At 67.6% G+C, this 24374-nt stretch carries 22 protein-coding genes, 1 rRNA gene and 1 pseudogene; 18 read left to right on the plus strand and 6 right to left on the minus strand.

Annotated elements, in window-relative coordinates; genetic code table 11:
• Nucleotides 1-93: 93 nt before the first annotated feature.
• Nucleotides 94-1617, minus strand: a 16S ribosomal RNA gene (locus ACSMTC_RS10025).
• A 627-nt stretch (nucleotides 1618-2244) separates the two neighbouring features.
• Between ACSMTC_RS10025 and ACSMTC_RS10030 the strand changes: the two genes are divergently transcribed.
• Together ACSMTC_RS10030 and ACSMTC_RS10035 are read left to right on the plus strand one after the other, a co-directional pair.
• Nucleotides 2245-2619 (plus strand): transposase, encoded by a 375-nt coding sequence (locus tag ACSMTC_RS10030; RefSeq protein WP_436559317.1) that lies wholly within the window; start codon nucleotides 2245-2247, stop codon nucleotides 2617-2619.
• Nucleotides 2620-2722: 103 nt separating this feature from the next.
• Complete coding sequence (locus ACSMTC_RS10035; RefSeq protein ID WP_436559318.1) at nucleotides 2723-3097, plus strand: DDE-type integrase/transposase/recombinase; 375 nt, start codon at nucleotides 2723-2725, stop codon at nucleotides 3095-3097.
• Between the two features lie 129 nt (nucleotides 3098-3226).
• Here ACSMTC_RS10035 and ACSMTC_RS10040 read toward each other — a convergent pair whose 3' ends face one another.
• A complete protein-coding gene (locus tag ACSMTC_RS10040) occupies nucleotides 3227-3586 on the minus strand; it encodes an MmcQ/YjbR family DNA-binding protein (RefSeq protein ID WP_436559319.1) in 360 nt (119 codons plus the stop codon).
• A 330-nt stretch (nucleotides 3587-3916) separates the two neighbouring features.
• Nucleotides 3917-4396 (minus strand): hypothetical protein, encoded by a 480-nt coding sequence (locus tag ACSMTC_RS10045; RefSeq protein ID WP_436559320.1) that lies wholly within the window; start codon nucleotides 4394-4396, stop codon nucleotides 3917-3919.
• Nucleotides 4397-4733: 337 nt separating this feature from the next.
• On the opposite strand from ACSMTC_RS10045, the gene ACSMTC_RS10050 reads away from it, so the two are divergent.
• The 7 genes from ACSMTC_RS10050 (at nucleotide 4734) to ACSMTC_RS10080 (ending at nucleotide 11283) form a co-directional block, all read left to right on the plus strand.
• On the plus strand, nucleotides 4734-4934 hold the full coding sequence (locus ACSMTC_RS10050; protein WP_436559321.1) for a hypothetical protein: 201 nt from the start codon (nucleotides 4734-4736) through the stop codon (nucleotides 4932-4934).
• Between the two features lie 391 nt (nucleotides 4935-5325).
• Nucleotides 5326-5973, plus strand: coding sequence for a hypothetical protein (locus ACSMTC_RS10055; RefSeq protein WP_436559322.1), 648 nt, complete (start codon nucleotides 5326-5328; stop codon nucleotides 5971-5973).
• A gap of 455 nt (nucleotides 5974-6428) precedes the next feature.
• A complete protein-coding gene (locus ACSMTC_RS10060) occupies nucleotides 6429-6848 on the plus strand; it encodes an ADP-ribosylation/crystallin J1 (RefSeq protein WP_436559323.1) in 420 nt (139 codons plus the stop codon).
• Between the two features lie 151 nt (nucleotides 6849-6999).
• On the plus strand, nucleotides 7000-7518 hold the full coding sequence (locus tag ACSMTC_RS10065) for a hypothetical protein (protein ID WP_436559324.1): 519 nt from the start codon (nucleotides 7000-7002) through the stop codon (nucleotides 7516-7518).
• 156 nt (nucleotides 7519-7674) lie between these two features.
• Nucleotides 7675-8832, plus strand: a complete 1158-nt coding sequence (locus tag ACSMTC_RS10070; protein ID WP_436559325.1) for a DUF4331 family protein — start codon at nucleotides 7675-7677, stop codon at nucleotides 8830-8832.
• Nucleotides 8829-9932, plus strand: a complete 1104-nt coding sequence (locus ACSMTC_RS10075) for a tetratricopeptide repeat protein (protein ID WP_436559326.1) — start codon at nucleotides 8829-8831, stop codon at nucleotides 9930-9932. The genes ACSMTC_RS10070 and ACSMTC_RS10075 overlap by 4 nt, the downstream gene beginning before the upstream one ends.
• Nucleotides 9933-9945: 13 nt before the next feature.
• Nucleotides 9946-11283 carry a Dyp-type peroxidase gene (locus ACSMTC_RS10080; protein WP_436559327.1) on the plus strand — a complete coding sequence of 446 codons (1338 nt, stop codon included), beginning with the start codon at nucleotides 9946-9948 and terminating at the stop codon, nucleotides 11281-11283.
• 39 nt (nucleotides 11284-11322) lie between these two features.
• On the opposite strand, the gene ACSMTC_RS10085 is transcribed toward ACSMTC_RS10080, so the two are convergent.
• Nucleotides 11323-11475, minus strand: coding sequence for a hypothetical protein (locus ACSMTC_RS10085; protein ID WP_436559328.1), 153 nt, complete (start codon nucleotides 11473-11475; stop codon nucleotides 11323-11325).
• 356 nt (nucleotides 11476-11831) lie between these two features.
• On the opposite strand from ACSMTC_RS10085, the gene ACSMTC_RS10090 reads away from it, so the two are divergent.
• The 7 genes and pseudogenes from ACSMTC_RS10090 to ACSMTC_RS10120 all read left to right on the plus strand — a co-directional run bounded on the left by ACSMTC_RS10090 (nucleotide 11832) and on the right by ACSMTC_RS10120 (nucleotide 20591).
• Complete coding sequence (locus tag ACSMTC_RS10090) at nucleotides 11832-12557, plus strand: WXG100 family type VII secretion target (protein WP_436559329.1); 726 nt, start codon at nucleotides 11832-11834, stop codon at nucleotides 12555-12557.
• Entirely contained in the window at nucleotides 12554-16756 is a 4203-nt protein-coding gene (locus ACSMTC_RS10095) for an RHS repeat-associated core domain-containing protein (protein WP_436559330.1), read from the plus strand. Before ACSMTC_RS10090 ends, ACSMTC_RS10095 begins: the two co-directional genes overlap by 4 nt.
• A 34-nt stretch (nucleotides 16757-16790) precedes the next feature.
• Nucleotides 16791-17411 carry a hypothetical protein gene (locus ACSMTC_RS10100; RefSeq protein WP_436559331.1) on the plus strand — a complete coding sequence of 207 codons (621 nt, stop codon included), beginning with the start codon at nucleotides 16791-16793 and terminating at the stop codon, nucleotides 17409-17411.
• A gap of 320 nt (nucleotides 17412-17731) precedes the next feature.
• A complete protein-coding gene (locus ACSMTC_RS10105; protein WP_436559332.1) occupies nucleotides 17732-18334 on the plus strand; it encodes a DUF4291 domain-containing protein in 603 nt (200 codons plus the stop codon).
• Between the two features lie 422 nt (nucleotides 18335-18756).
• The gene (locus ACSMTC_RS10110; protein ID WP_436559333.1) at nucleotides 18757-19632 is read left to right on the plus strand and encodes an HD domain-containing protein; all 876 of its coding nucleotides are present in this window, start codon (nucleotides 18757-18759) and stop codon (nucleotides 19630-19632) included.
• A gap of 269 nt (nucleotides 19633-19901) precedes the next feature.
• Nucleotides 19902-20301: pseudogene (locus tag ACSMTC_RS10115) on the plus strand (sugar phosphate nucleotidyltransferase); the annotation flags it as partial.
• A gap of 119 nt (nucleotides 20302-20420) precedes the next feature.
• Nucleotides 20421-20591: a hypothetical protein gene (locus ACSMTC_RS10120; protein ID WP_436559334.1), complete on the plus strand. Its 171-nt coding sequence runs from the start codon at nucleotides 20421-20423 to the stop codon at nucleotides 20589-20591.
• A 47-nt stretch (nucleotides 20592-20638) separates the two neighbouring features.
• Here ACSMTC_RS10120 and ACSMTC_RS10125 read toward each other — a convergent pair whose 3' ends face one another.
• Both ACSMTC_RS10125 and ACSMTC_RS10130 read right to left on the minus strand, forming a co-directional pair.
• The gene (locus ACSMTC_RS10125) at nucleotides 20639-21904 is read right to left on the minus strand and encodes a hypothetical protein (RefSeq protein ID WP_436559335.1); all 1266 of its coding nucleotides are present in this window, start codon (nucleotides 21902-21904) and stop codon (nucleotides 20639-20641) included.
• Complete coding sequence (locus ACSMTC_RS10130; RefSeq protein WP_436559336.1) at nucleotides 21901-22746, minus strand: inositol monophosphatase family protein; 846 nt, start codon at nucleotides 22744-22746, stop codon at nucleotides 21901-21903. The genes ACSMTC_RS10125 and ACSMTC_RS10130 overlap by 4 nt, the downstream gene beginning before the upstream one ends.
• 359 nt (nucleotides 22747-23105) lie before the next feature.
• Between ACSMTC_RS10130 and ACSMTC_RS10135 the strand changes: the two genes are divergently transcribed.
• Nucleotides 23106-23954 carry an IS5 family transposase gene (locus tag ACSMTC_RS10135; protein WP_436557617.1) on the plus strand — a complete coding sequence of 283 codons (849 nt, stop codon included), beginning with the start codon at nucleotides 23106-23108 and terminating at the stop codon, nucleotides 23952-23954.
• Between the two features lie 94 nt (nucleotides 23955-24048).
• Entirely contained in the window at nucleotides 24049-24234 is a 186-nt protein-coding gene (locus ACSMTC_RS10140) for a hypothetical protein (RefSeq protein ID WP_436559337.1), read from the plus strand.
• Nucleotides 24235-24374: the final 140 nt, after the last annotated feature.

The raw sequence follows: 24374 nt of genomic DNA on the forward strand, positions 1-24374 counted from the left end.
GCGGAAGCTTCCGAACCGTGCCGAATAGTCAACGTTCCACCCATGAGCAACCAATCTGAGGCATTCGCTCAGATCTGGCTATGTGCTCCTTAGAAAGGAGGTGATCCAGCCGCACCTTCCGGTACGGCTACCTTGTTACGACTTCGTCCCAATCGCTGGTCCCACCTTCGACGGCTCCTCCCCTTACGGGTTAGGCCACCGGCTTCGGGTGTTACCGACTTTCGTGACGTGACGGGCGGTGTGTACAAGGCCCGGGAACGTATTCACCGCAGCATGCTGATCTGCGATTACTAGCAACTCCAACTTCATGGGGTCGAGTTGCAGACCCCAATCCGAACTGAGGCCGGCTTTTTGGGATTCGCTCCGCCTCACGGCATCGCAGCCCTTTGTACCGACCATTGTAGCACGTGTGCAGCCCAAGACATAAGGGGCATGATGATTTGACGTCATCCCCACCTTCCTCCGAGTTGACCCCGGCAGTCTCCTGTGAGTCCCCATCACCCCGAAAGGCATGCTGGCAACACAGAACAAGGGTTGCGCTCGTTGCGGGACTTAACCCAACATCTCACGACACGAGCTGACGACAACCATGCACCACCTGTACACCGACCACAAGGGGGCTGACATCTCTGCCAGTTTCCGGTGTATGTCAAGCCTTGGTAAGGTTCTTCGCGTTGCGTCGAATTAAGCCACATGCTCCGCTGCTTGTGCGGGCCCCCGTCAATTCCTTTGAGTTTTAGCCTTGCGGCCGTACTCCCCAGGCGGGGAACTTAATGCGTTAGCTGCGGCACCGACGACGTGGAATGTCGCCAACACCTAGTTCCCAACGTTTACGGCGTGGACTACCAGGGTATCTAATCCTGTTCGCTCCCCACGCTTTCGCTCCTCAGCGTCAGTAATGGCCCAGAGATCCGCCTTCGCCACCGGTGTTCCTCCTGATATCTGCGCATTTCACCGCTACACCAGGAATTCCGATCTCCCCTACCACACTCTAGCCTGCCCGTATCGAATGCAGACCCGGGGTTAAGCCCCGGGCTTTCACATCCGACGCGACAGGCCGCCTACGAGCTCTTTACGCCCAATAATTCCGGACAACGCTCGCACCCTACGTATTACCGCGGCTGCTGGCACGTAGTTAGCCGGTGCTTCTTCTGCAGGTACCGTCACTTTCGCTTCTTCCCTGCTGAAAGAGGTTTACAACCCGAAGGCCGTCATCCCTCACGCGGCGTCGCTGCATCAGGCTTTCGCCCATTGTGCAATATTCCCCACTGCTGCCTCCCGTAGGAGTCTGGGCCGTGTCTCAGTCCCAGTGTGGCCGGTCGCCCTCTCAGGCCGGCTACCCGTCGTCGCCTTGGTAGGCCATTACCCCACCAACAAGCTGATAGGCCGCGGGATCATCCTGCACCGCCGGAGCTTTCCACCAACCCCCATGCAGAGGAAGGTCATATCCGGTATTAGACCTCGTTTCCAAGGCTTGTCCCAGAGTGCAGGGCAGATTTCCCACGTGTTACTCACCCGTTCGCCACTGATCCACCCCGAAGGGCTTCACCGTTCGACTTGCATGTGTTAAGCACGCCGCCAGCGTTCGTCCTGAGCCAGGATCAAACTCTCCGTGAATGATTACCCGTGATCGGGTCAACACTCGCGTTGAGCGGCACGGCAACCACCGGAATGAGGTGATCCCGCGCACTGCGTCCTCGCTGTGTATTACAAAAGGAATCTCCAACAAGACCGGATGGTCTCGCCGGGGATGTCAACATATCTGGCGTTGACTTTTGGCACGCTGTTGAGTTCTCAAGGAACGGACGCTTCCTTCGAGCCGCCTTCCAGCGGACCCTCCGGGCGCTTCGTTCTTTCGTGTTTCCAGCTTATCAGATGTTTTCCGCTCCGTTTTCCGGACCGAATTTCATCGGATTTCGCTTTCGCCTTTCGGCGCTCCCGAACTCTACCAGAGCTTTCCGATCCGTTTTCCCGCTCGACCGGAATCGAAAGGGCACGCGACGAATCGCTTGGCATTGAGAAGGGGGGTCCGCCCGAATCAGGCGACTCGACCTACGTTAGGACACCGACCTGGAGGAGTCAAACCTGGAGGGGCCGGGCCTGGCGACGGTCCCCGGGAGGTGGTCGGGGGCATGGCTCCAGGCCCCGTGGACGGCGACGATCGCAGTAGTCGGAGACTCCTGACTGGGCTTGATTCGCTTTGACGGACTCCCCTGATCAGGGGCTTCGGCCCCAGTAAGGATGATGTCCATCATGGAGAGCGTGGGGAACAAGCCACGCCCTCGCCGCTCGTTCACACCGGAGTTCAAGGCCGAGATCGTCGAGCTGTGCCGACGCGGCGACCGCTCGGTCGGTCAGGCCGCCAAGGACTTCGACCTGACCGAGACCGCGGTGCGGGAGTGGGTGAAGCAAGCCGAGGTCAATGCCGGCGAGCGCGACGGCCTGACCAGCGACGAGCGCGAGGAACTGGCAAGACTGCGGCGGGAGAACCGCCGCCCGCGCAAGGACGTGGACATCCTCAAGCGGGCTACGGCTTTCTTCGCAACGGAGACCCGGCACGGTGCACCCGTTCATCGAGGCGGAGAAGCAGGCAGGCCACAACGTCAAGCGTGTGTGTGAACTGCTCCAGGTCTCCCGAGCCGCCTTCCACGTTCGCTGAACCGCCACCCCCGACCCCCGAGCGGTCCGCGACGCGGAACTCACCGAGAGGATCGCCCGGCTGATGCGCCAGGCCGGCCTCGAGGGCCGACACCGCAGACGCCGCCACCGCACCACGTTCCCCGACCCGCATGCCGCCGCCCGGCCGGACCTGGTCCCGCGCGACTTCACACCCGACCCGGCCGGCCTCGATGCGCGCTGGTGCGGTGACATCACCTACATCCCGACCGAAGAGGGCTGGCTCTACCTGGCCACCGTCATCGACATCGCCTCCCGCCGCGTCGTCGGCTGGGCCGCCACCGACCACCTGCGGACCGAACTGGTCGCCGACGCCCTGCGGGCCGCCTGCCGCACCCGCCGCCCAGCAGGGCCGGTGGTGTTCCATTCAGACCGCAGCTGCCAACTCGAATTCAACCGGTCGTCGCAACACAGGCTCTGACCGGCGACTTTAGTCGAGTGGATCGAAGCCTGGTACAACATACGCAGGCTGCACAGCAGCCTCGGCTACCGCAGTCCCGCCGAGTACGAAGCCGTCCTCGCGGCCTGACCACCACACCGATGGTGTCCGTCAAAACGGAGCAAGCTCACCCAGCACTCCGGAAGCCTCCACGAGGCGGTCCGGTGCGGCCTGCTTCCATGAATCCACAAGAATGTCGTACAGCTCGGCCATGTCTTCCAGAGCGCCGAGTCGCACGCGCACCCAGGCGGAAGACACCTCATGCGGTGGCACCCAGAACTTCTCCGGCTCCGCAGCGATCAACTCCGCCCGATCATGCTTCGGACACCGCACAGCGAATGACGTCTGATCGTCAGGGACCGTGATGAACATCTTCCCGGCTACCCGAAACGTCGGCATGCTCCACGCCTCCTTCTCCACGGTCTCCGGGAGGGACAACGCGATACGACGGACATCATCGGCATCTACCACGGTCACCACCCTAGACACACAGCGGCGACCGCCATCCTGGCCGGCACCGCCGCAGCCCGTTACGCGGTCTCGGCCTACCGTCGGCCTCCGCTGGGCGCCCCACGGTGCCAAGCGAGGAGACTCACCTTTACTCCGCCACCGGCAGCGACCCCACCACGCACTCCAACGCAGCATCTGCCCTGCGACCGCTCCCCCAGCCGATCTCTGATCCGAGCCACCTCTCTCGCCCCGATGTTCGCCGACCAGATCAGCTCCGCGGACTCCTCCCGCCGGGTACCAATGTGCCGCTGCCCCGGCTGGATGAGGTTCTCGGCAACCGCAGGCTTCTTCCTACCCACTTGGCGGCGTGCCATCAGGCCAGACACAGGGCGAGGCGACGCTGAGCGTGAGTGTCCTGCTGTCGTCCCCGCTCTCCTTCAGTCCCACCGTGAAGCCGTTCGCCTTGTTCTTGTAGACACGGTCGTTCCCGCTCCTACGGTCCAGGTCAAAGCCCATGCCCACCAGCTTGTTGTCGAACGCCTCAACGATCTCCGGGTTGCCCTCGGGGTGTCCTGACGCGACGACCGTGTCCGTGCTGAGCTCTACCCGCCCCTTCGGTCCCGGGATGTCGGTCGTCTCACACTCGAGGCTCCACGGCTCCTTCGTCGAGGGCTGCGGCTTGCCTGGCAACGCGGTCTTGATCTCCGCGTCGTACGACTTGACCTGCCGGGTCGCCTGGTCCTTGGCGATGGTCGGCTTCAGCTGCTCGTTGCTGAGCCCACAGGCGGTGAGGGCCGCCATCGCCACGACGAGAGCCGCCGCAATCCGCATACTCCGCACGCTCAGCCCCACTGACCCGAAATGATGCGCCCCATGGCGTCCAGAGACTGCCCGTCCTTCTTCCAGTAGTCGGAGTGCCCGACGCCCGGGTTGGTCGGGAGCTTGTTGCCACCGAAGTGATCGTTGGCCGGATCCCGGCCGAAGGCCAGGTGGTTGTCCGCCGCGCTGGTGTATCCGCCATAGTGGCCGAAGCCGTTGATGATCGTCGAGCCGATCAGTCACCCAAGATGCGATCGACACCACTACAGGTCCGCCTGGTGCGACGACTGGACCTTGCGGTGACGCAGCACTGCACACCCCCATCACGTGGGAGGCTGTCGGGAGTACGGTGACCGCGATCGGCGTCACCGAGTACGACCCGCGCCTGACCGACGCGGACAGCGGACAGCGGACAAGTCTCGTCGGCGTGGGTTCTCTCCGCCTTGCCCTCGCCCTGGGCGACACCGGGCTGTGGATGTACAACTCCGTTGATGGGAAGGGGCCTTCAGGGCAGGCTTCCACCCGAGGACCGACCGACACCAACGGGTGACGCACCCCTCGGCGCCGGCGGGGATCGGGCAGCAGCCTCAACCACTCCACCAGCGACAATCCCGCCATGCCGCCCAGAGCGGGCGAATTGATCAGGCGAACGGCGGCGGACTGACGGCACATCGAAGCTCCGCTGGTTCAGGGCGACTTGGGAAGGCCACCCCGTTCAACCGGAGCTTCGTTGCATTCGTGACGATCCAGCCCATACCCCTCGCACTGCCGTGACCAGCGGACTCATATGCCCACCACGACCTTGAAACGACCCTGGCCAGCCGACGGCAGCGTCGGTCCAGGCTTGTGCCGAATTGTTCAACTCGTTTTGCAAGAAGGCCCGTTGAGTGCAACGCTTCGGCCTGACATGGCCACCGTCTCAAGGCAGAAGAGGATCTGGAATGCCAGGACGTCTCATACGCATCGGGTACACGCTCGCTCTTCTGGCCGTCGTGCTGGGCACCCTTCTGAACCCCAACCTGTTCGGACTTTCCGATGAAGCCTGGCTCCTGACCCTGATAGCCGAGCTTGTCCTGGGTCTCCTGCTGCTGAGCCTCCTCATGGCGGCACTGCCTCGCCGTCTCCAAGTTCCGATAGCCGGTGCGCTGCCCACCTCCGCCGCCCAACGGCGGCGGCTGGACGGCCTATTGACGGCACTGCGACTGGTCAAGCCCCGTTCGGCCGACCTCGACATCGCAGATCTCGCCACCGGCACCACCCTGTACGCCCGCGCCGTCCGCACCGACACCGGACGGCAGGCATTGGGCCTCCTGTTCCTGTCCGCTCCTGCTGCCGGAGATGCTCTGATCTGCTGGCGCAAGCAGGCACTGGGGATCGACAGCCTTCGGGGCCCGTACACACTGACTCGGATAACCGGTGCACGGATCGGCGGAATCGCGCGCCGGCTGCGCGCGACCGAAACGGTACAACTCTCCGGTACGGGCGAGTTGGCGATCACGGTCCAGGTGACACCGATGGATCTGCTGGTACTCCAGCATGTTGTAGCCGCGTCCCAGCCGACTGGCGAGAACCCGGCGCTACAGTCGTGACAGCGAGGGCGTACTTCCTGCTGGTCATCAAGAACAACCAGCTCACCCGCAAGACCAGCTAAGCGATCACCGGCCTGGCCGCGCGTCAGGCCTCACCAGAGCGGCTTGGAAGACTGGCCCACCCCCAGTGGGGCATCGAGAACCGGCTGCACTTCGCCTGCGACACCGTGTTAACAGTGGGACGGCGGTCTGCATCATGGAGGTGACGTCGAAGTCGACCGGGCCGGCACCGGTGATCCTGGTGGAAGGTCCGACTTTGTTGCAGCCGCTCATTCCGTCGCCGCACGGCTGGTTGTTCCAGGTGGCGTGGCTTGCAGCGGGCAGTGCGAGCGAATATCGAACCGGGCAACCCGCTGCACCGGAGTTTCCAATACCGCGGATCCGAATTCGTTCGTCACCAGTCAGCGGCACGGTTACGGTGAGCGCCCGACCGCGTGGATCGAGGAGAGCACGCGATGTCCCCGGCGAAGACCGTGGCGCTGTGGTGGCCCACCGGCCCGGAGGAGCTGGCGCTGGTCAAGGCGTCGGGCTGGCTGGCCTGGCCGCCTCGCCCACCCGAGCAGCCGATCTTCCACCCGGTACTGAACGAGGACTACGCGATCCGCATCGCACGGGACTGGAACGTGCCCGCCTCCGGCGTCCGCTACGTCGCCAGGTTCGACATCGGCGCCGCATTCGCCGCCCACTACCCGGTCCAGCAGGCCGGTGGACGAACGATCCTCGAGCTGTGGGTGCCGGCGGAGGAGTCGGACGAGTTCAACCGGCACATCGTCGGCCGGATCGAGGTGGTGCACGGGTTCCGGCCACAGCCTGAGGCTGCGGGCCGGCGCCCGGCGACTGGTGCAGCGCCGGGGACGTCCTGGCGGGCACGGTAGATCGCCACTGGCCGCGACAGTCGTCAGGACGGTCGGTGCTCGGCCTACTAGGCTGGATCTGGGAACGATCCCGGAGGGGGCTCAGCCTCTACGGATGAGCCGATAGGAGATTCCAGACCGACCGCCAGGAGATCCAAGGGGAGACGAGGCCATGACGACGCAGAAATCGCCGGCGACCGGGACGGCCGAGATTCCAACCGTGGTCAGGCAGCCCGAGGGGGTCGGGAAGCGGGCCGGGGAAGTAGCGGAAATCACCGTGCTCTTCGATGTCAAGCCGGGCGGGGCAGCCAGGTATCGCCAGGACGCCGCCAAGTACCAGGCCGATGCCTGGTACTACGAGAGGCTCGTCGGCACCGTCCACGACTTCCGCGTGGTCTTCATCAACAACGACACCCAGGTCATCGCGGCGGTCACTTATGACGGTGGCTTCAAGCCGTACCTCGCGGACATCATTGCCAACGCCGCGCCGTGGTTCGACGAGATGTTCGCCGACGTCGTCGAGGGCTGGCCCGGGTCGAACGACCCTCACTTCAGCGAGTGGCTGACGTCGCGAATCGTGGAAGCCGACATGTGGTACGCGTCCAATCCGACCATGACGGTCCAGGACACCGCCAAGGCACAGAAGGTCACCCAGGCGTTCGACATGTTGCTGGATGCCGCGGCTGGCTAGTGGCCCACGACTTCCGGTCGTGGGAGGGGAGTCCCCAGCGGTTGTCTCCCGCGCGGAGTGCCTCGGCCGGAGCCGTGATACCCGGGGATCACCGAGTGACCCGGCAACGGGGCGCGGGTCGCCGGCACCGGGATGCGCACAGGAGGTCACAGCGTCATGTCCGACCACCTTTCCGGTCCCCGGGCCCTGGCCGATCCGGCCATCGATCTCGCCGACCTCTATGCCTTTCCCAGCCCCGCCCGGCCGGGCCGGCTCGTCCTGGTCATGAATGTCTTCCCCAACGCCCGGCCCGGGGCCCTGTTCTCCGACGCCGCCGACTATCGCCTCCGCGTACGTCCCGTGAGGATCCCCTCGGAACACTCCGACTCGCTCTTCGGCGTCGGCACCGACGAATACGCGTTCACCTGCACGTTCTCGGCACCGACCGAGCCCCACGCCGATGGTGCGCCGGTCCAGCGGGGAACCTGCGTGCTCCCGAGCGGGGAGTCGGTCTCCTTCGAGGTGGACGGCGAGCGGGGCGGCCACGGCTCTGGCGTTCGCGTCTACGCCGGAGTGCGGCTGGACCCGTTCTTCATGGACGTGGGCAAGGAGGTGGAGACGCGCGCGGCTCGGCGGATCGCGTTCCTGCCGAAAGGCAGCAACGCGCTGGAAGGCGCCGACGTTCTGACGATCGTCGTCGAGCTCGACGTTGCCACGGTACTCGGGTCGGCCTCGGGCACCGTGTTCGCCGTGGCGGCGGAAACCGTCACCGCCGGCCCCTACCCCATGCGCCTCGAGCGGCTCGGCCGCTTGGAGATGAAGAACGTCCTCCTGTCGGAGAACGGGGTCGACCCCGGCAACACGGTGGTGGAGCTCCGCGATCTCTACAACGAGGAGGACCCGTTCGAGTTGGCTCCGACCTACGTGAGTGCCTATCGCTCACGACTCAACGCCAACCTGGTCTTTTTCGACGGTCTCGACGGCAGGCTCGACTGGTCGACGCAGCCGGACGGGACGCATCCGCTGACGGAGCTCTTCCTCGCCGACTTCCTGGTCGTGGACGTCGCCAAGCCGTACGCCGAGGACAGCTACCTCGAGATCGAGCGGGCGCTGTTGGAGGGACGGGCACACACGACCTGTGGCGGCAGGTCGCTCAACGATGACGGCTTCGACACGCTGTACACGCTGCTCATCAACGCCGGCCGCGGCCCGCGGATCAGCGACGGCGTCGATGGGGCCACCGTGCCGGCCTCCCGCGAGTTCCCGTACCTGGCACCGCCCAACCCCGACCCGCCCGCGCCCTATTCCGTCCCGACGGTCGCCGCAAGCCGATGAACGGCTTCCCGGCGGACGGCCGTGCGGGCGGCGGGTCGCGGCTCGATGGTGACAGCTGGCCGGTCACCACGGCAGGCTCGATCGCGATGGGAAACCTCGATGCGCGCATCGAGGGCCTGACGTCGCAGGCGAGCCGGGGAGGCCTGACGGGCGCCGGGTGGGGCGAGCTGGTGGAGCTGACCGCCCTGCGCGGGCACGTACTGGGCCGCATCGACGAGAGCGAGCGCGCCGCGACGCTGGCGGAGGCGTTCGTCGACCTGGCGCCGCGTGATCCCCTCTCCCATCTGGCTCGCGCCAGGGCGGCCGCCTTCTTCCACCGCTTCCCGGCGGCGCTGGCCGAGCTCGACGCGGCGGCCGATCTGGGGCTCGATGGGCGAAGCCTGGACGCGGAGCGCGCCGCCGTCCATCAGGCGGTCGGGCGCTACGGCGAGGCACTCGCGCTGCATCGACAGGCGCTGGCGAGGCGGCCCGACTTCAGCGCTCTGGGGGCCCTGGCCGGCTGGCATGCCGAGCGCGGAGAGACGGTCGCGGCCGAGAACTGGCTGCTGGCGGCGCGACGCGCCCACCGCGGGGTCAGTCCGTTTCCACTCGCGGTGCTCGAATGCCGGTGCGGGCAGATGTGGCTGGCCCAGGGCGACCTGCGAAGAGCGCGCAGCCGGCTGGAGTCGGCGGCCCGCCGGTTGCCGGCCTACGTACCGGCGCAGAGGCACCTCGCCGATGTCGATGCCGCCGAGGGCAGGGCGGGCGCGGCGATCGGGCGGCTGCGTCGGGCGGCGGCAGGCGACGATCCCGACTGTGCGGCCCGGCTGGCCCGTGTCCTGGGCGAGGCCGGGGCGTCGGCGGAGGCGCGGTTCTGGCGCGCCCACGCGGCCGAGCGGTACGAGGACTTGCTGGCGCGCCACCCCGAGGCGTACGCCGATCACGCGGCGGAGTTCTGGCTGACCGTCGGTGGCGATCCGCGGCGAGCGCTTCGGCTCGCGCTGCGCAATCTCGAGTTTCGCCCGACCCCGCGCGCCCACATGCTGGTGGATCACGCGATGTGTCAGTGTCGGACAGGGCCGATCGCGTCGGAGCTCGGTACCACCTCTGCCGAGGCCTGACCGGGAGGACGACATGACGGTGGCCGAGGGCCCGCAGCTGCAACTGGACGAGATTCAAGGCATCGTGCTGCGCGACCGGCCCTCACCGTATGTCGGCATGTACATCCTGCTGCGGGTGGACGATTCCGGGACCGGCCGGCAGTTGATGGGACGCCTGGCCGAGTTGGTCGACTCCGCCGCCGACTGGTGGCAGCCCGCCTTTCCGGCACTCCTCAACGTCGGGCTGACGTATCGGGGGCTCGAAGCGCTCGAGGTGCCGCCGGCCTCGCTGAACAGTTTCCCTGCGGAGTTTCGGCAGGGCATGGCTGCCCGCGCCGAGTTCCTGGGTGACACGGGCGAGAGCGCACCCGCACACTGGGAGCCGCCCTTCGGCAACGGGCAGGTGCACATCGTGCTGTCCCTCCTCGCCGCCGACCAGGAGTCGCTCGCGGTCGTCCTCGAACGAGCCCGCCAGGCCCACGCGCGGCTTCCCGGGATTCAGGTCGTCCATCGGCAGGACTTCTACCAGCTGTCCACGGGCCGCACCAGCTTCGGCTACAAGGACGGCATCGGCAACCCGACGATCGAAGGCAGCGGGGCGGCCATGCCCCCTGCCTGGGGTCCGGCGCTCAAGGCGGGCGAGTTCGTACTGGGCTACCCGGACCAGACCGGCAATCTGCCGCCGATGCCGGAGCCGGAGGTGCTGGGCCGCAACGGCACGTTCGTGGCCTGGCGGAAGCTCCACACGCGGGTCGCCGCCTTCCGGAAGTATCTCCACGACAACGCCGGCAGCCCGGACGAGGAGGAGCTGCTCGCCGCGAAGATCGTGGGTCGCTGGCCGAGCGGCACCCCGTTGATCCTGGCATCCGAGCGCGATGACCCGGCCCTGGGGGCGGACGCGCAGCGCAACAACGACTTCCACTACCAGGAGGCCGACCCGCACGGCGCGATCTGCCCGCACGGCGCCCACGCCAGGCGAGCCAATCCGCGCGACTCGGAGATCATCGGCGACGTCCACCTGCACCGCATGATCCGACGGGGCACCAACTACGGGCCGCCGCTGCCGCAGGGCGTCCTGACGGACGACGGCGCCGACCGCGGCATCGTGTTCGTCTTCATCGGCACACACCTCGACCGGCAGTTCGAATTCGTGAAGTCGCAGTGGCTCAACGACGGCAACTTCGCCGGCCTCGATCAGGAGAAGGATCTGCTCACGGGCGACAACGACGGCACCGGCATTTTCACGATCCCTCAGCGCCCCGTCCGGCGCCGTCTGCACGGCGTCGAACGCTTCGTCATCACCCGTGGCGGGGAGTACTTCTTCCTGCCGAGTATCGGCGCACTGCGCTGGTTGGCCCACCCGGACGCCTGAGCCGAGACGACCGAGTACCTGGGCGACGAGCGCTTGGAGTCACGAGGGCCGCGCCGCTGAATGCTTGAAGGCGTTCACCTTCAACTCGGACCAGCGCTCGGGATCCAGATCGGTACCGATCAGGTGGCCGACCTCCAGCGCGGTGCAGGCCCCCCGCTGCACCCAGGGGCGTTTCAAAGTCCCAGCGATCACGTAGCCGGCCTGGTCAGGTGATGTTCAGTGGCCGTTGTCGCTCCGATCTTGAGGGGTGTTGATCGAACAGGAGTCTCGATCGGCACCCCGCCCATCATTGAATGCCAACGGACGCTCAGGAGCACCGGCCGAGCGGGCCGGCACCCCGCCGCGCGGTCACACCGTCAGTTCACCGGCACCGGACGGTCAGCGACCCGATCGAGGTGTTTACGAGGCTTTCGACCTGCGTCCCTGCGAGGGGAAAGCCAGTTCGCTTGAACACCAGCCCGTCAGCCCTTTGGAACCGACGTGCCTGGCAGGGCATCAGTTAGGTTGGCACAAACGAACAGATGTCCAATTGACAGCGGAGGGACCCGTTGGCGATAGAGCTGCCCGGCGAGGTGGTGTCGTTCTTGTCGTTCCTCGGCATCAACTGGCCGACCGTGAACGAGGACAGGGTTCGCGAATTCGCCTCACATGTACGTGAGTTCGCGGAGAACATCGACTCGGCGCACCGGGATTCGACGGCAACTCTCCAGCGGCTGGGTGAGGCGTACCAGGGTGCGTCGTATGAGGCGTTGCTGGCCAAGTGGGCGCAGCTGTCCGACAGCCACATGAACGAGCTGGTGCAGTCGTGCCATGTGGTTGCCACCGCCTTGGATGCCGCGGCAGAGGTGATCGTGGCGATGAAGGTGGAGACGATAGCCGAGCTGGTGGTGATGGCGGCCGCGTTCGTGGCGGACCAAGCGGCGGCGGTGGCGACGTTCGGGCTGGCCGAGGCTGCGGTCATCGCCATCGAGGCAGCCGCGCGGAAGCTGGTGAACTACCTGGAACAGCAACTCGAGCAGTACATCATCGGACAGGTGCTCGAGGCCGCCATCGACCCTCTGGTCGAGGTGGTGGCGGGGGCAGTGAGCGGGCTGGTCTTCAAGGCGGCGGGGTCGGCCCTGGGGGTGTCCGGTGGCGGTGGAGGCGGTTCGGGCTTCCGGATCGATCCGCCCGCGTTGGAGGAGCACGCACGGATGATGCAGGACCACGCGGAGACAGTGGCGGCCCACGCACAGACCTTCCAGTCCAGGATCACGGGGGTGAGCTTCGAGTGACCAACCAGATCGTCAAGGCCCTGGAGCACGGGGCGGAGAAGCTCGGCAAGACGCTGGCGGAGGACGCCGGCAAAGCGGTCAAGGACCTGTACCACTCGGCTGGTGAAAACCTGAAGAAGGTCGCCAAGAACACACGCGAGGTGGACACCAAGCATGCGGAGGAACTGAAGAAGCTCCACGGCTCGGCTGGGAAGGGTCAGCCCCACGCGCCCCGTACCCCCGGCGGCGGATCCAGCTCCAGTCACGGTGCAGGTCACGGCTCTGGCCAACCGCACCTGCGAGACGGTGCGGCCTCGCCACGGGACACCGCCAAGCCGCCGGCCAGTCGACAGATGCGCAGCGACCCGGTCGACATCGCCAGCGGCGAAATGGTGATGGTCGAGCAGGATGTCGCGCTGGATGCCGCACTGCCGCTGCTGCTCGCCCGTACCCACCTCTCCTCGTACCGGGTGGGCCGGTGGTTCGGCCGCTCCTGGGCGTCCACCCTCGACCAGCGAATAGAGGTGGACGCCGAGGGCGCGTTCTTCGCGGGCGATGACGGCACGATCCTGCACTATCCACTGCCTGGCCCGGACGCGCCCGTGCTTCCATTGGAAGGGCCGCGTCGTCCGCTGCGCCGGGAGTCAGCCGAGAGCGAAGCGCTGCTGGTCACCGATCCCGATTCGGGGGTGGTGCGGCGCTTCGAACCGCTCGACGAGGTCGGCGCTTCCGATGGCACCGGGGTCCGCACCCTGCCGCTGGTTGCCTTGACCGACCGCAACGGCAACAGTATCGAGATCCTGCGTTCCCCCTCCGGTGCACCGCGGGAGATCCGCCACTCGGGCGGCTACCGGATCGCGGTGGACACCGCCGGCTCCAGGGTGACGGCGCTGCGGCTGCTCGGAGCTACGCCTGGGTATCAGAGCACGCTGCAGAGCGCCGTACAGGACGCAGTCCAGAGCCCGGTTCAGGTGGACGCCGGGGAACCGGACGTCCAGGAGTCGCTGGTCCTGGTCCGGTTCGGCTACGACGCCTACGGAGACCTCGCCGAAGTGGTCAACTCCTCTGGCCTGGCGATGCGTTACACCTACGACGAGTGGGGTCGGATCACCACCTGGACCGACCGCAACCACCGCCGCTACCGCTATCTGTACGACCGGGCGGGGCGCTGCGTCCAGACCCGGGGCGAGGGCGGCTTCCTCGACGCGACGTTCTCCTACGACACCGAGCAGCGGATCACTACGGTCACCGATTCGCTGGGCCATCACAGCCGCTACCAGCTGAACGAGCTCGGCCAGACCGTGGCCGAGACCGACCCGCTCGGCCACACGGTGCTGCGTACCTGGGACCGCTACGACCGCCTGCTCAGCCGCACCGACGCGTTGGGCCGTACCGTCTCCTTCGCGTACGACACCGACGGCAACCTGACCGCGGTCACCCGGCCGGACGGCGCGACCACCACACTCGCCTACGACGAGCAGAACCGGGTGGTCCAGAAGGTCGGCCCCGAGGGCGCCACCTGCTCGTTCGGCTATGACGAGCGCGGCAACCCGGCCTCTGTCACCGACTCGGCCGGCACGAGGACCGGCTACGAGTACGACGAGCGCGGTCTGCTGACCGCCGTGACCGACCCGGATGGCGGCACCCGACGGATCGAGTACGACGCGGCCGGACTCGCGGTCCGGGTCGTCGACCCGGACGGTGGGACCGAGGAGACGGTCCGAGACGCCTTCGGTCGACCGGTCGCCGTCACGGACGCCACCGGCACCAGCCGCGCCACCTGGACGGTGGAAGGCCGGGCGGCTTCCAGGACCGGTCCGGACGGCGCTGCGGAGCGCTGGGAATGGGACGGCGAGGGCAACCTGCTCGCCCACACCGATCGGCTCGGCCAGCGCACCACGTTCAGCTACACGCACTTCGACCTGCCCGCCGGCCGGATCGAGCCGAGCGGCGCGCGCTACGCCTTCGACTACGACACCGAGCTGCGCCTCACCCGGGTCACCAACCCGGTCGGCCTGACCTGGAACTACACCTACGACGCGGTCGGCAACCCGTCCTCCGAGACCGATTTCGACGGCCGCACACTGCGCTACGAGCACGACGCCGCCGGGCAGTTGACGGCCCGGACCACGGCGCTGGGCCACCGCACCGGCTTCACCCGCGACGTGCTCGGCCGGGTGGTCGCCAAGGACGTCGACGGCGTGGTCACCCGGTACGTCTTTGACCAGGCCGGACGGCTGCGTTCGGCGCACAGCCCGACCAGCTCGCTGACCCGCGACTTCAACCCGGACGGCACCGCGGTGGAGACCGTCGACGGGCGGAGCCTGCTGACCCGCTTCGACGACCGAGGCCGCCGCACCGCGCGGCGCACCCCCGCCGGGGTGGAGAGCGGCTGGGCCTACACCTCTGCCGGGCTCCCGGCGGCGCTCTCCTTCGCCGACGCCACGCTGGCCTTCACCCAGGACGAGGCCGGGCGGGACACCGAGCAGAACTGGAACTTCGGTCTGGCCGTACGTCAGGAGTGGCGTCCGGACGATCGTTTGTCCGTCAAGTCGGTGGAGGTTCCGGAGGCCGAGGGCAGCCGGACAATCCAGCGCCGCGCCTACGACTACCGCCTCGACGGCGGCCTGGTCTCGATCGACGAAGAGCTCGGCGGACCGCGCCGCTTCACCCTGGACGCGGCGGGCCGGGTGACTGCGGTGCAGGCCCGCTCCTGGAGCGAGTCCTACGCCTACGACGAGTGCGGCAACCTGGCCGAAGCCCATTGGCCGGTCGCACCGGGTGCCGTCGGCTGCACCGGAACGCGCAGCTACCGGGGCACCGAACTGGCCCAGGCGGGGTCGGTGCAGTACACGTACGACCAGGGCGGCCGACTGACCGAGCGCCGGGTTCCGGACGGCACGGGCGGCTTCCAGGTCTGGCAGTACAGCTGGAACGCCGAGGACCAACTGGTGGCGGTCCGCACACCCGGCGGGGATCACTGGCAGTACACCTACGACCCGCTCGGCCGCCGCACCGCCAAGCTCCAGCTCGCCGAGGACGGGACCACCGTTCTGGAGCGCACCCTCTTCACCTGGGACAGCGGGACGCTCTGCGAGCAGACCACGTACGCACCCCACCTGCCGGGACCGTACACGCTCAGCTGGGAGCACGACGGCCACCACCCGCTCGCCCAGGCCGAGTTCATCGGCACCGGGACGGCGGAGGAGAAGGCGGCCACCGACCGCCGGTTCTTCGCGATCGTCACCGACCTGGTGGGCACCCCTACCGAACTGGTCGACGAGACTGGCGAGATCGCCTGGCGGGCCCGGACCACACTGTGGGGCGCCACCACCTGGCCCAGCCATAGCACTACCTACACCCCACTCCGGTTCCCCGGCCAGTACTTCGACCCCGAGACCCGGCTGCACTACAACGTCCGGCGCTACTACGACCCGGAGACCGCGCGCTACACCTCGCCGGACCCGCTGGGCCTGGCACCGTCGCCCAACCCGGCGAACTACGTGGTCAACCCGCACACCTGGCTGGACCCGCTGGGCCTGACCCCCAAGCAGTGCGAGGTGGTCCGGGTGTACCGCAAGGAGAAGTGGGACTACCGCGGTACCCCGGACAACAGCTACCGGGTCGAGGTGGACGAGCACGGCAACACCTCGATCCTGCGCGCCTCCAACAAGAAGCACCCGGACGGCAAGAGCCTGTACGTGAACATGAGCGGCGACCGGCGCCACACCGACGAGTACCAGGCCGACGTGCCCAAGGGCGGCCGCATCCAGTCCTTCGAGGTCCCGAAGAGCTACCTGGAGCACGTACGCAACAACTCGGTCCACCAGCGCCTGGAGACTCAGATCAAGCACGAAGGCTTTATGAGCGTACCGCCGGAGGGTCACCAGGACTGGGCGGCCTACAAGAGCAAGTTCTACGAGATCTCCGACCCGACCCAGGGGCCTGACCTCTACGGCATTCCCCCTCACAAGCTGGGCGACCTGGACCGGCATATCATCCCCGGTAGCGGGCGCACTGAGGAGTACGCCCCGAAGGGATGGGAAGCCACCCACGACGGCAAACCGCTCAACTGGGAAGAGCAGAACAAGCAGTGGTCGGGTGAGGCAGCCGAGCAGCGGGCGAAGGAAACGGCGTTGGCCGAGGACCGGGCCCGCCGTGAGGCCAACAAGCAGGCGGCGCTCGCCCGCAAGGCCGCGGCCGCCGGCAAGCACCACTGAGCCGGCCCGACAGCAAGGAAGGCACCGCAGGGAAATGAACGCTCACGTGAACGCTTACATGGACGCCGGCCTGGACGAGGAGGACGCGCTGTTCATCGCCGAACGCGATCGGATTGACACCCCACCTGCAGCGGCGGACGCGCCCACACCCGACTTCAGCCGCTTCCTGGTGGAGATCGACGGATCGGCCGAGGAGTACACCGAGCGGCTGCGCTCAGTGCTCGGTGCGGCGCTGGACCGGGCGGTGGCCGCGATGGACCTCGACTACCTCGACAATCCCGAGGCCCTCGGCATCGATCTGACCGTTCGCCAGGTACCCGACTGGTTCGCGGCCGTCTGTGCCAGGTCGGGCACCGAGGAGGCGGCCCCGGACTTCGCACGAGACGGTGCCGCGCGGTTCGATGCTGCCCACGACTCCGCCTGGCGCCTGAGCGAATGGCTGGAGCGGTTCGACTGGGACAGCATCTTTCGTACCTGGGAGTGGTGGGACATCACCCACAGCGGCGAGCGCACCCTGAGCATCTGGGTCAACGCCCACGGCGAGGACTTCTTCGCCTGCGACGACCTGCGCTGGGCCGCCTACACCTCCGGGGCCGTGCGGGTCAGCGGCCCGGTGCTGGTGGACGCCGGAGAGTGGCGGGCGCAGCGGGGCTGACAACCCCACCCACCTGTGCACGTCCCGGCGCACGCGGTGGGGGCTACGCCGGTGCTGCGCCCCGTCTGGCGGGCGGCCGTCGGGACCAGTGGGGGCGAGGTCGGTGCCAGCCACCGGCATGAACGCCGCCGACACAGTCGGCCCGACCCTCGATGTCTGGGGCAGCCTCGGCATGACGCTGTCCGACCGGTTGTGACAACCTGCGCCGGACCGCCTGCACCGCCGACGCCACGTTCATCGGCTCCCACCGACTCCTCCGCAAAGAAGCCTGGTTGATCGAGCCGTCGATTTCACCTCGAACCGAACACCCTGGAGTACCGATGACTGAACCGCTGCCCCGGCAGATCCGCGCCGCCTACGACGAATACGGCCTCACCGTCTACCAGGCGTACCCCGCCCCGATCGCCGACGCCGCGCTCGCGGCAGGCACCTTCGTGCCCCCGTTCAAGCGCGAGCGGATGACCTGGATAAAGCCGTCCTTCCGCTGGATGATGTACCGCTCCGGCTGGGGCACCAAGCCCGGTCAGGAGCGGATCCTGGCCGTGCGGATCAGCCGCGCGGGCCTCGAGTGGGCCCTCGCCCACGCCTGCCTGAGCCACCACGACCGCGACCTGCACACCTCAGCCGAGGCCTGGAAAGCGGAGTTGGCCGCCAGCCCCGTACGCATCCAGTGGGACCCCGAGCGCTCGACCGAACTCGCCGCGCTGCCCCACCGGGCCATCCAGATCGGCCTGTCCGGCGAGGCCGTCGACCGCTACGTCGACGACTGGATCCTCGGCATCACCGATGTGACCGCCCTGGCCCACGAGGCACATGCCCTGGTCCGCGCAGGCCACCCGGCCGCAGCCGACGCCAAGATCCCCACCGAAACCCCCTACCCCCTCCCGGCCCACCTCGCCGCCCGCATCGCCGCGACCCGCTGACCGCGAGTCGGCCGAAACTGTCGGTGGGCCGCGGTGGTGGTCACCCATTGGCCTGAAGCTCGTACCGATTCCCGGAACGACAGCGGGGTACAGCCACCCGCAGTGGGAGATCCCCTCGACCGGGTACCAGTGGCCCTTGTACGACGGCAGTGTGGACGACACGAGCGACCCTGCCCTAGCCGAGAACCTCATCCGCCCTGGTGAGAGGCACGGCGCGAGGGTGCACTGGTGCCGTCCCCGTCGGTCGAGCCAGCACTACGGCAACGAACGCGCGGCACTGACAGACACGACCGTCACCTCAGGAGAAACACACCCACGGGCACGGTGAGTACCAGGCGAGAGCGCCCCAAGCACTGGAGGCCGCGACCGGGCTGGTGAAGGCCGGCCGAGCCGCCGCAGTCGTCCGGAGCCTGCGCACTGCCGTGGACCGGGTCACGCGCGCCCTGATTCACCTGGACGACTCCTCCGGGATCGTCGGCGACGCCCTCCAGGAACTCATCGACCTCTACGCCCACGCTTTCGAGCAAGCCCCGCCCGCCAACCCCAGAACGCTCGCCTCCCGACTGATAGCGGCGCAGTTCGACGACCCCGGCTGCATCATGCACACCGACCATGGACTCCTGCACCAGATGTCAAGAAGGAGAACGTCCGCTGCTCCGTCACCCATCCGACATGTGAGGCCCACCCTGTCCCGAATGACCTCCAATGCACTGCATCGAGCCCTCACCTTGCCCGGCGACCCCGTACTGCGACCGCTCCCGCGCCAGGTCGCCTTCCTCCTTGAAGAGTTGCAGGCCCCACCCAGGCTCGCGGCCCATCTGCGCGCCGTCCACGATGTCGCCCACCAACTGGTCGACTGGGCCGAACAGCACTACCCCCAGCTGGACTTCGACCGGCACGCCGTCCTCTTCGGCGCCGCCACCCACGACATCGGAAAGATCCTGCACCCTGAGGAGCTCTCCTGGCCCGGCTCCACACACGAGGTGGCCGGCCACGACCTGCTGATCGCCCGGGGAGTCACCGAAGGTCTCGCCCGCTTCGCCCGCAACCACGCATCCTGGAACGCCCCCGGCATCAGCACCGACGACCTGCTGGTGAGCGTCGCCGACAAGGTCTGGAAGGGCAAGCGCGTCACCGATCTCGAACAACTGCTGATCGACCGCCTCTCCGAAGCCGGCCACCAGCGGACGTGGGAGGCGTTCGTGGCACTCGATGATGTTCTCGACCACATCGCGCAGGACGCCGAACGCAGGCTGGCGTTCCAAGCTGGGCACCCAGTCGCTCCGGGCATCGGATGAGCGCCCTACGCGTTGACGCATGCCGCATACCTGCAACCTCTCCGCCAGCCCGATCGGGATCGATGCCAGGGGCGGAGGGTGCCAGGTGAAGACCATCGCGATCACGCTGATCCGATCCTCAGATGGCATCGGTGCCGCCGCCTGCCCGCCTTGTGGGGGTACCCGAACTCGGCCTCGGCCTCCGACGGCCTCGACGCCGCGGGACAAGTGCACGTCGGCATCCACCTGGACGCTCCTCGACGCCGCCGCTCGTATCATCGGCGACGAGCCCTTACGGCGTCCTGATCGTGCACGAGGATCTGGGCAGCGGGCGTCTGCGCATCGGAGGGCTGGTCGAAAAGCCGAAGCCCGAGGACGCCCCGTCCCTCTATGCCGCCATCGGCGGATACGTCATCACGCCGGGCATCGTCGCGGAGCTGGAGGAGCAGACCCGGCGCTGGCACGAGAGCCCTGACGGGGAGCTATCTGTCGGACGCCCTCCACGCCTATGCCGTCAAGGCGCCGGCGTTCGGGCAGGTCATCGACGGCCGCTGGTACGACACCGGGAGTCCGGAGGCCTACCTCGTGGCACAGTTCGCCGCCGCCCTCGCCAATCCCGAGTACCGGCCGGTACTCCGCCGCCTCTTCCACGATCTCGACACCGACGCCGAACCGGAGACGAACCACTGAGTACGCGTCACCTGGCCGGGCCAACCGATCCAGGGGCGGCCCGGCCGGGGGCGGCGACATAGCGAAAACGACGGAGCCAGGCACAGCTTCGAGGCGGTGTCGACGACCAGGAGGCTTACGTGCTGGGGGCCCGCCACGCCGGTCTCCAGGCGGAGCTGTTCACCGGCCTGGAGGCCTTCGCCACGCTCCTCAACCGTCTCGGCATCCCCGTGACCGTGCCGTCCCTGCCGCCCGGGCCGAGGCGAAGCCGCGACCTGCCCCAGCCGCACGCAGCCAGGACCGGAGAGTAGATCCCCTCCGTCGCGGCGCGAGGAGCACCGGCGAACCACTGCTGCGGCTACTTCCCCGTGCGCTTCCATGCATCGACGAACTCCCGGTACAGGAAGCGCTGGTAGGGCTGGGCGCTGCCGAACACGAACTGCTTGCCCAGGGTCCGTGCGCCGAACCACAGGCCGCTGACCACGGGCAGACCTGTCACGGCGCCGGAGACTGATGCGACGGAGCCGACCAGCTCGCGCTCCACGGCGGACAGCTCCACCCGGCGGAGCCCCAGCCGCTCCAGCAACTGCCGCTTGACGTCCTCGATATCGCGGGCGAGGCGCACGTAATCCTCGGCGGTGACGCACCGCTCCACCGCCCGCCTCAGCTCCGACGCCCGGTCCCGGTAGTCGCGGATCCGGCCGACGACCAACGCGATCCACTCGTGATCGCTCCGCCTGCCGGTGTCGTCCGCCGACCACAGCCTGCCGCCAAGCAAAGGGAGTTCCAGCTCCAGCAGCTGCAACCGGTGCGACTCCCCCTGACCGACAGCGTGGCTGAGGGAGGTGTGGATACCGCGCACCGCCTGGATGAGGTCGAGCACCTCGGTGTCGGCCGCACCGCTGCGGGTCATGTCGAAGGTGAGCGAGAAGTCCCGCCGCATGGGGTGCGACTGGTAGGAGACGGCACAGGCTTCGGCCCGTGCGCGGTACTTCATCCCGCGTGCCAGCGTCGCCATCAGGTACTTTCCCTGGCCGGGCGCGGCGATCCCGGTGAGCGCGCCCCTGAGGATGACGGCCGCCGCTCGGGCCCACTCACCGAAGGCGTCCTCCTCTACGCCGTCCCGGGTCGGGATCCGGTCCCTGTGGTGGCCAACCGTGGAGCGGACCTGCCGTTCCTGGAAGGAGCTCCAGTCCCGGATCCGGGTGGACAGAGCCTCCTGCCGACCGGCGCTCGCCTCGTCGCAGACGAACGCCTGCTCCACGAAGCGCGCCATGCTGGTAACCCCGTGGACGCTCTGCAGGTCTGCGACAGCCGTCGACTCCAGCCCTTCGGCGGAAGCCTGCTGCTCGCCGTCCAGCTGCAGGGGGAGTAAGAGCCCGGCGCGCATCAGGGCCCGCAGCAGCAGCGGCCGGTCGCCGAAGTCACCGGCCCGCGGGGCATGCAGCACGGGATGGGCGACGTACACGTTGGACATGAAGAGGAGTGATTGGACGACCTCGACGAAGCACTGCCGGGCGAACGGGTCCTCCGGGACTGTACTTCTGTTCTGTGAGGTCAGGAAGTCCTCGGCGCTGATCAGAGATGTCACGTCGACCAGGACGTCGGTGCTGCTCTGCCTCATGCGTGCACCACGTCCAGGAACCACGCCACCGCCTCCGGGTGCCCCATGACCGTGGATTCGAAGGTAGGCGTCGGCGCGCTGAGGAACCCCGGCCCGAACGGCAGCGGCTTGCCGTCCTCGTCAGCGCTCCGCAGCCCCATGGCCGTACCGAGCGCGATTCCCGCCGCACCGTCCCACAGCTTCTGCTTCCTTCGCCAGAAGAGGTCGAAGGACGGAAGCGCCGGATCGGTGGCACCACCGAGATCGACGGCCGTGCGGAGCATGTCCACACTCTGCGAGGTCGTAAGCAACTTGAGCTGATAGCCAGCTCGTTCGGCCGCGGCATCGAATTCTCGGGGTGAAGTCCCTGCGCTCCGGGTGGCCGAGATCCACCTACCGGCGGCCGACGGCGTCGGCACCGGCCGGCCGCCGATCCACGCCGAACGCGACGGCACATCGGCGGTCACACGGAGCGGGGTGCCGTCGGCTCCGAGTTCGGGGGCAAAGATGAAGGCTGCGGACGGCTGCCAGTCCTCCAGGAGGCAGACGACCGAGCAGAACTCCGTGTGCCCCGGGCGCACGAACTCCGCCGTCCCGTCGATCGGATCGATCACCCAGACCCGGCCCTTCGACTGGGTGACCTCCTCCCGGGTGGCGGTCCGCTCGTCCTCCTCGGCGATGATCACCGCGTCAGGCTCCAGACTACGGATCTGCTCAACGATCAGCGCCTGCACCGCGATGTCCGCCTCGGTGAGCAGCGTGCGGTCCGCTTTCACCTCGACCGGCAGGTCGGAGAGGCGACTCCGGTAGTCGGTGAAGAGCGGCAGGAGCCGCGCCTCCAGATCGTTCCAGAACAGGTCCATGGACATTCTCGACTCGCCCCCAGCGATCGGCTGCCTGACAGTACGTCAGTCTCCCGGTGTCGCAGACCTTCGCATAGCATGCCCCGCCGCGGGAAGGCCGCAACGCCTCAGCCGGCACACCTCCCACCCATTACCTCAACACCGAGCGAACCGGCTCCTGTCTCCGGGGCCACCCGGCCGCACCTGAACGGTTCCGCACACAAGCCACGTCCACGAGACTGCACGCGAAAACCCCTCACGCCTGTCAGAGGGTGTTCGATAGGGGATTCCCCCCAACTGTCCGGCTTTGGTTCTTGCGGCGCGGACTCGGTTCCAGGATCTCGTGGCGGCCGGGTCCGTGTCCGCGATATTGATCAACTGTGACGGAACGACGCCGGTATCCCTCGGACCTGAAGGACGATCAGTGGGAGCTCATCGAGCCCATGCTGCTGGAGTGGCGACGCACCCGCGCCGAAGGACGTGAGCCCACGACCGGGCTGCGCGAGGTGGTCAACGCGATCCTCTACGTCGCGCGGACCGGCATCGCATGGCGCTACCTTCCGCACGACTTCCCACCCCACACCACCGTCTACGGCTACTTCAAGGAATGGGAACGAGACGGCACCACCGAGCGGATCCACGACACACTCCGTGACCAGCTCCGGGCGAAGAAGGGCCGCCGCATCCTGCCCAGCGCCGCGATCATCGACGCCCAGTCCGTGAAAGCCTCACCGAACGCCCCGGCCGACAGCCAGGGCTACGACGGCGGCAAGCGGGTCAAGGGCCGCAAGCGCCACATAGCCACCGACACCCTCGGCCTGCTCCTGGTTTTGATCGTCACCGCCGCCGGCGTCCAGGACTCCGCCGGCGGCAAGCAGGTCCTGGACACCCTCGCCGCCCAGTGGCCCACCGTGACCAAAGCGTGGGTGGACGCCGGCTACAACAACGCCGTCGTCAAGCACGGCGCCGCACTCGACATCGACGTCGAGGTCGTGGCCCGGGACAAGGAGCAGAAAGGCTTCGTCGTCCAGCCGATCCGCTGGCGCGTGGAGCAGACCTTCGGGATCATGTCCCGGTACCGGCGGCTCCACCGTGACTACGAGGAACTGCCGGACCGGTCACGCTCGATGATCCAGTGGGCCATGGTGAACTCCATGACCGACCGCCTGACCGCCAGCCCGGACAGAACCGGGCAATACCTCCGTCCGAAACCGCCTGCGGCAGCCTAAATCGGTATCGAACACCCTCTCAGAGGCCTGACGGACCATGGCACACATGAGACTTCCGCGGGTTCCATGCCCGGTCTGCAAACGCACGATCGCCGTGACCCCCGTCGACGCGATCGGACTCGGCGCCATCGTCGACCACAAACGCGAATCCCGCCGCCTGATGCTCTGCGAAGGATCCATGCAGCGCATCCCACTGCCCAGCCACCCGGCATGGCAGCAGGACCTCCCACACAACGGCGACAACACTCCGGCCGCCATCCAGGACTCACTCTTCGAATAGCGCCCTCAAGACCCGCCCCAGCGGCCTGCGCCCTCCGGCGCCGCATCCGGACGTACGGCCGCTCCCAGCCCGTCACCGGCGACACGCTGAACCGCGCCGGACGGCCACCTCTCAGCGACGGGCCAATTGTGACCGCTGAA

The sequence above is a fragment of the Kitasatospora sp. HPM-01-4 genome, from assembly GCF_051374625.1.
GTDB lineage: Bacteria > Actinomycetota > Actinomycetes > Streptomycetales > Streptomycetaceae > Kitasatospora.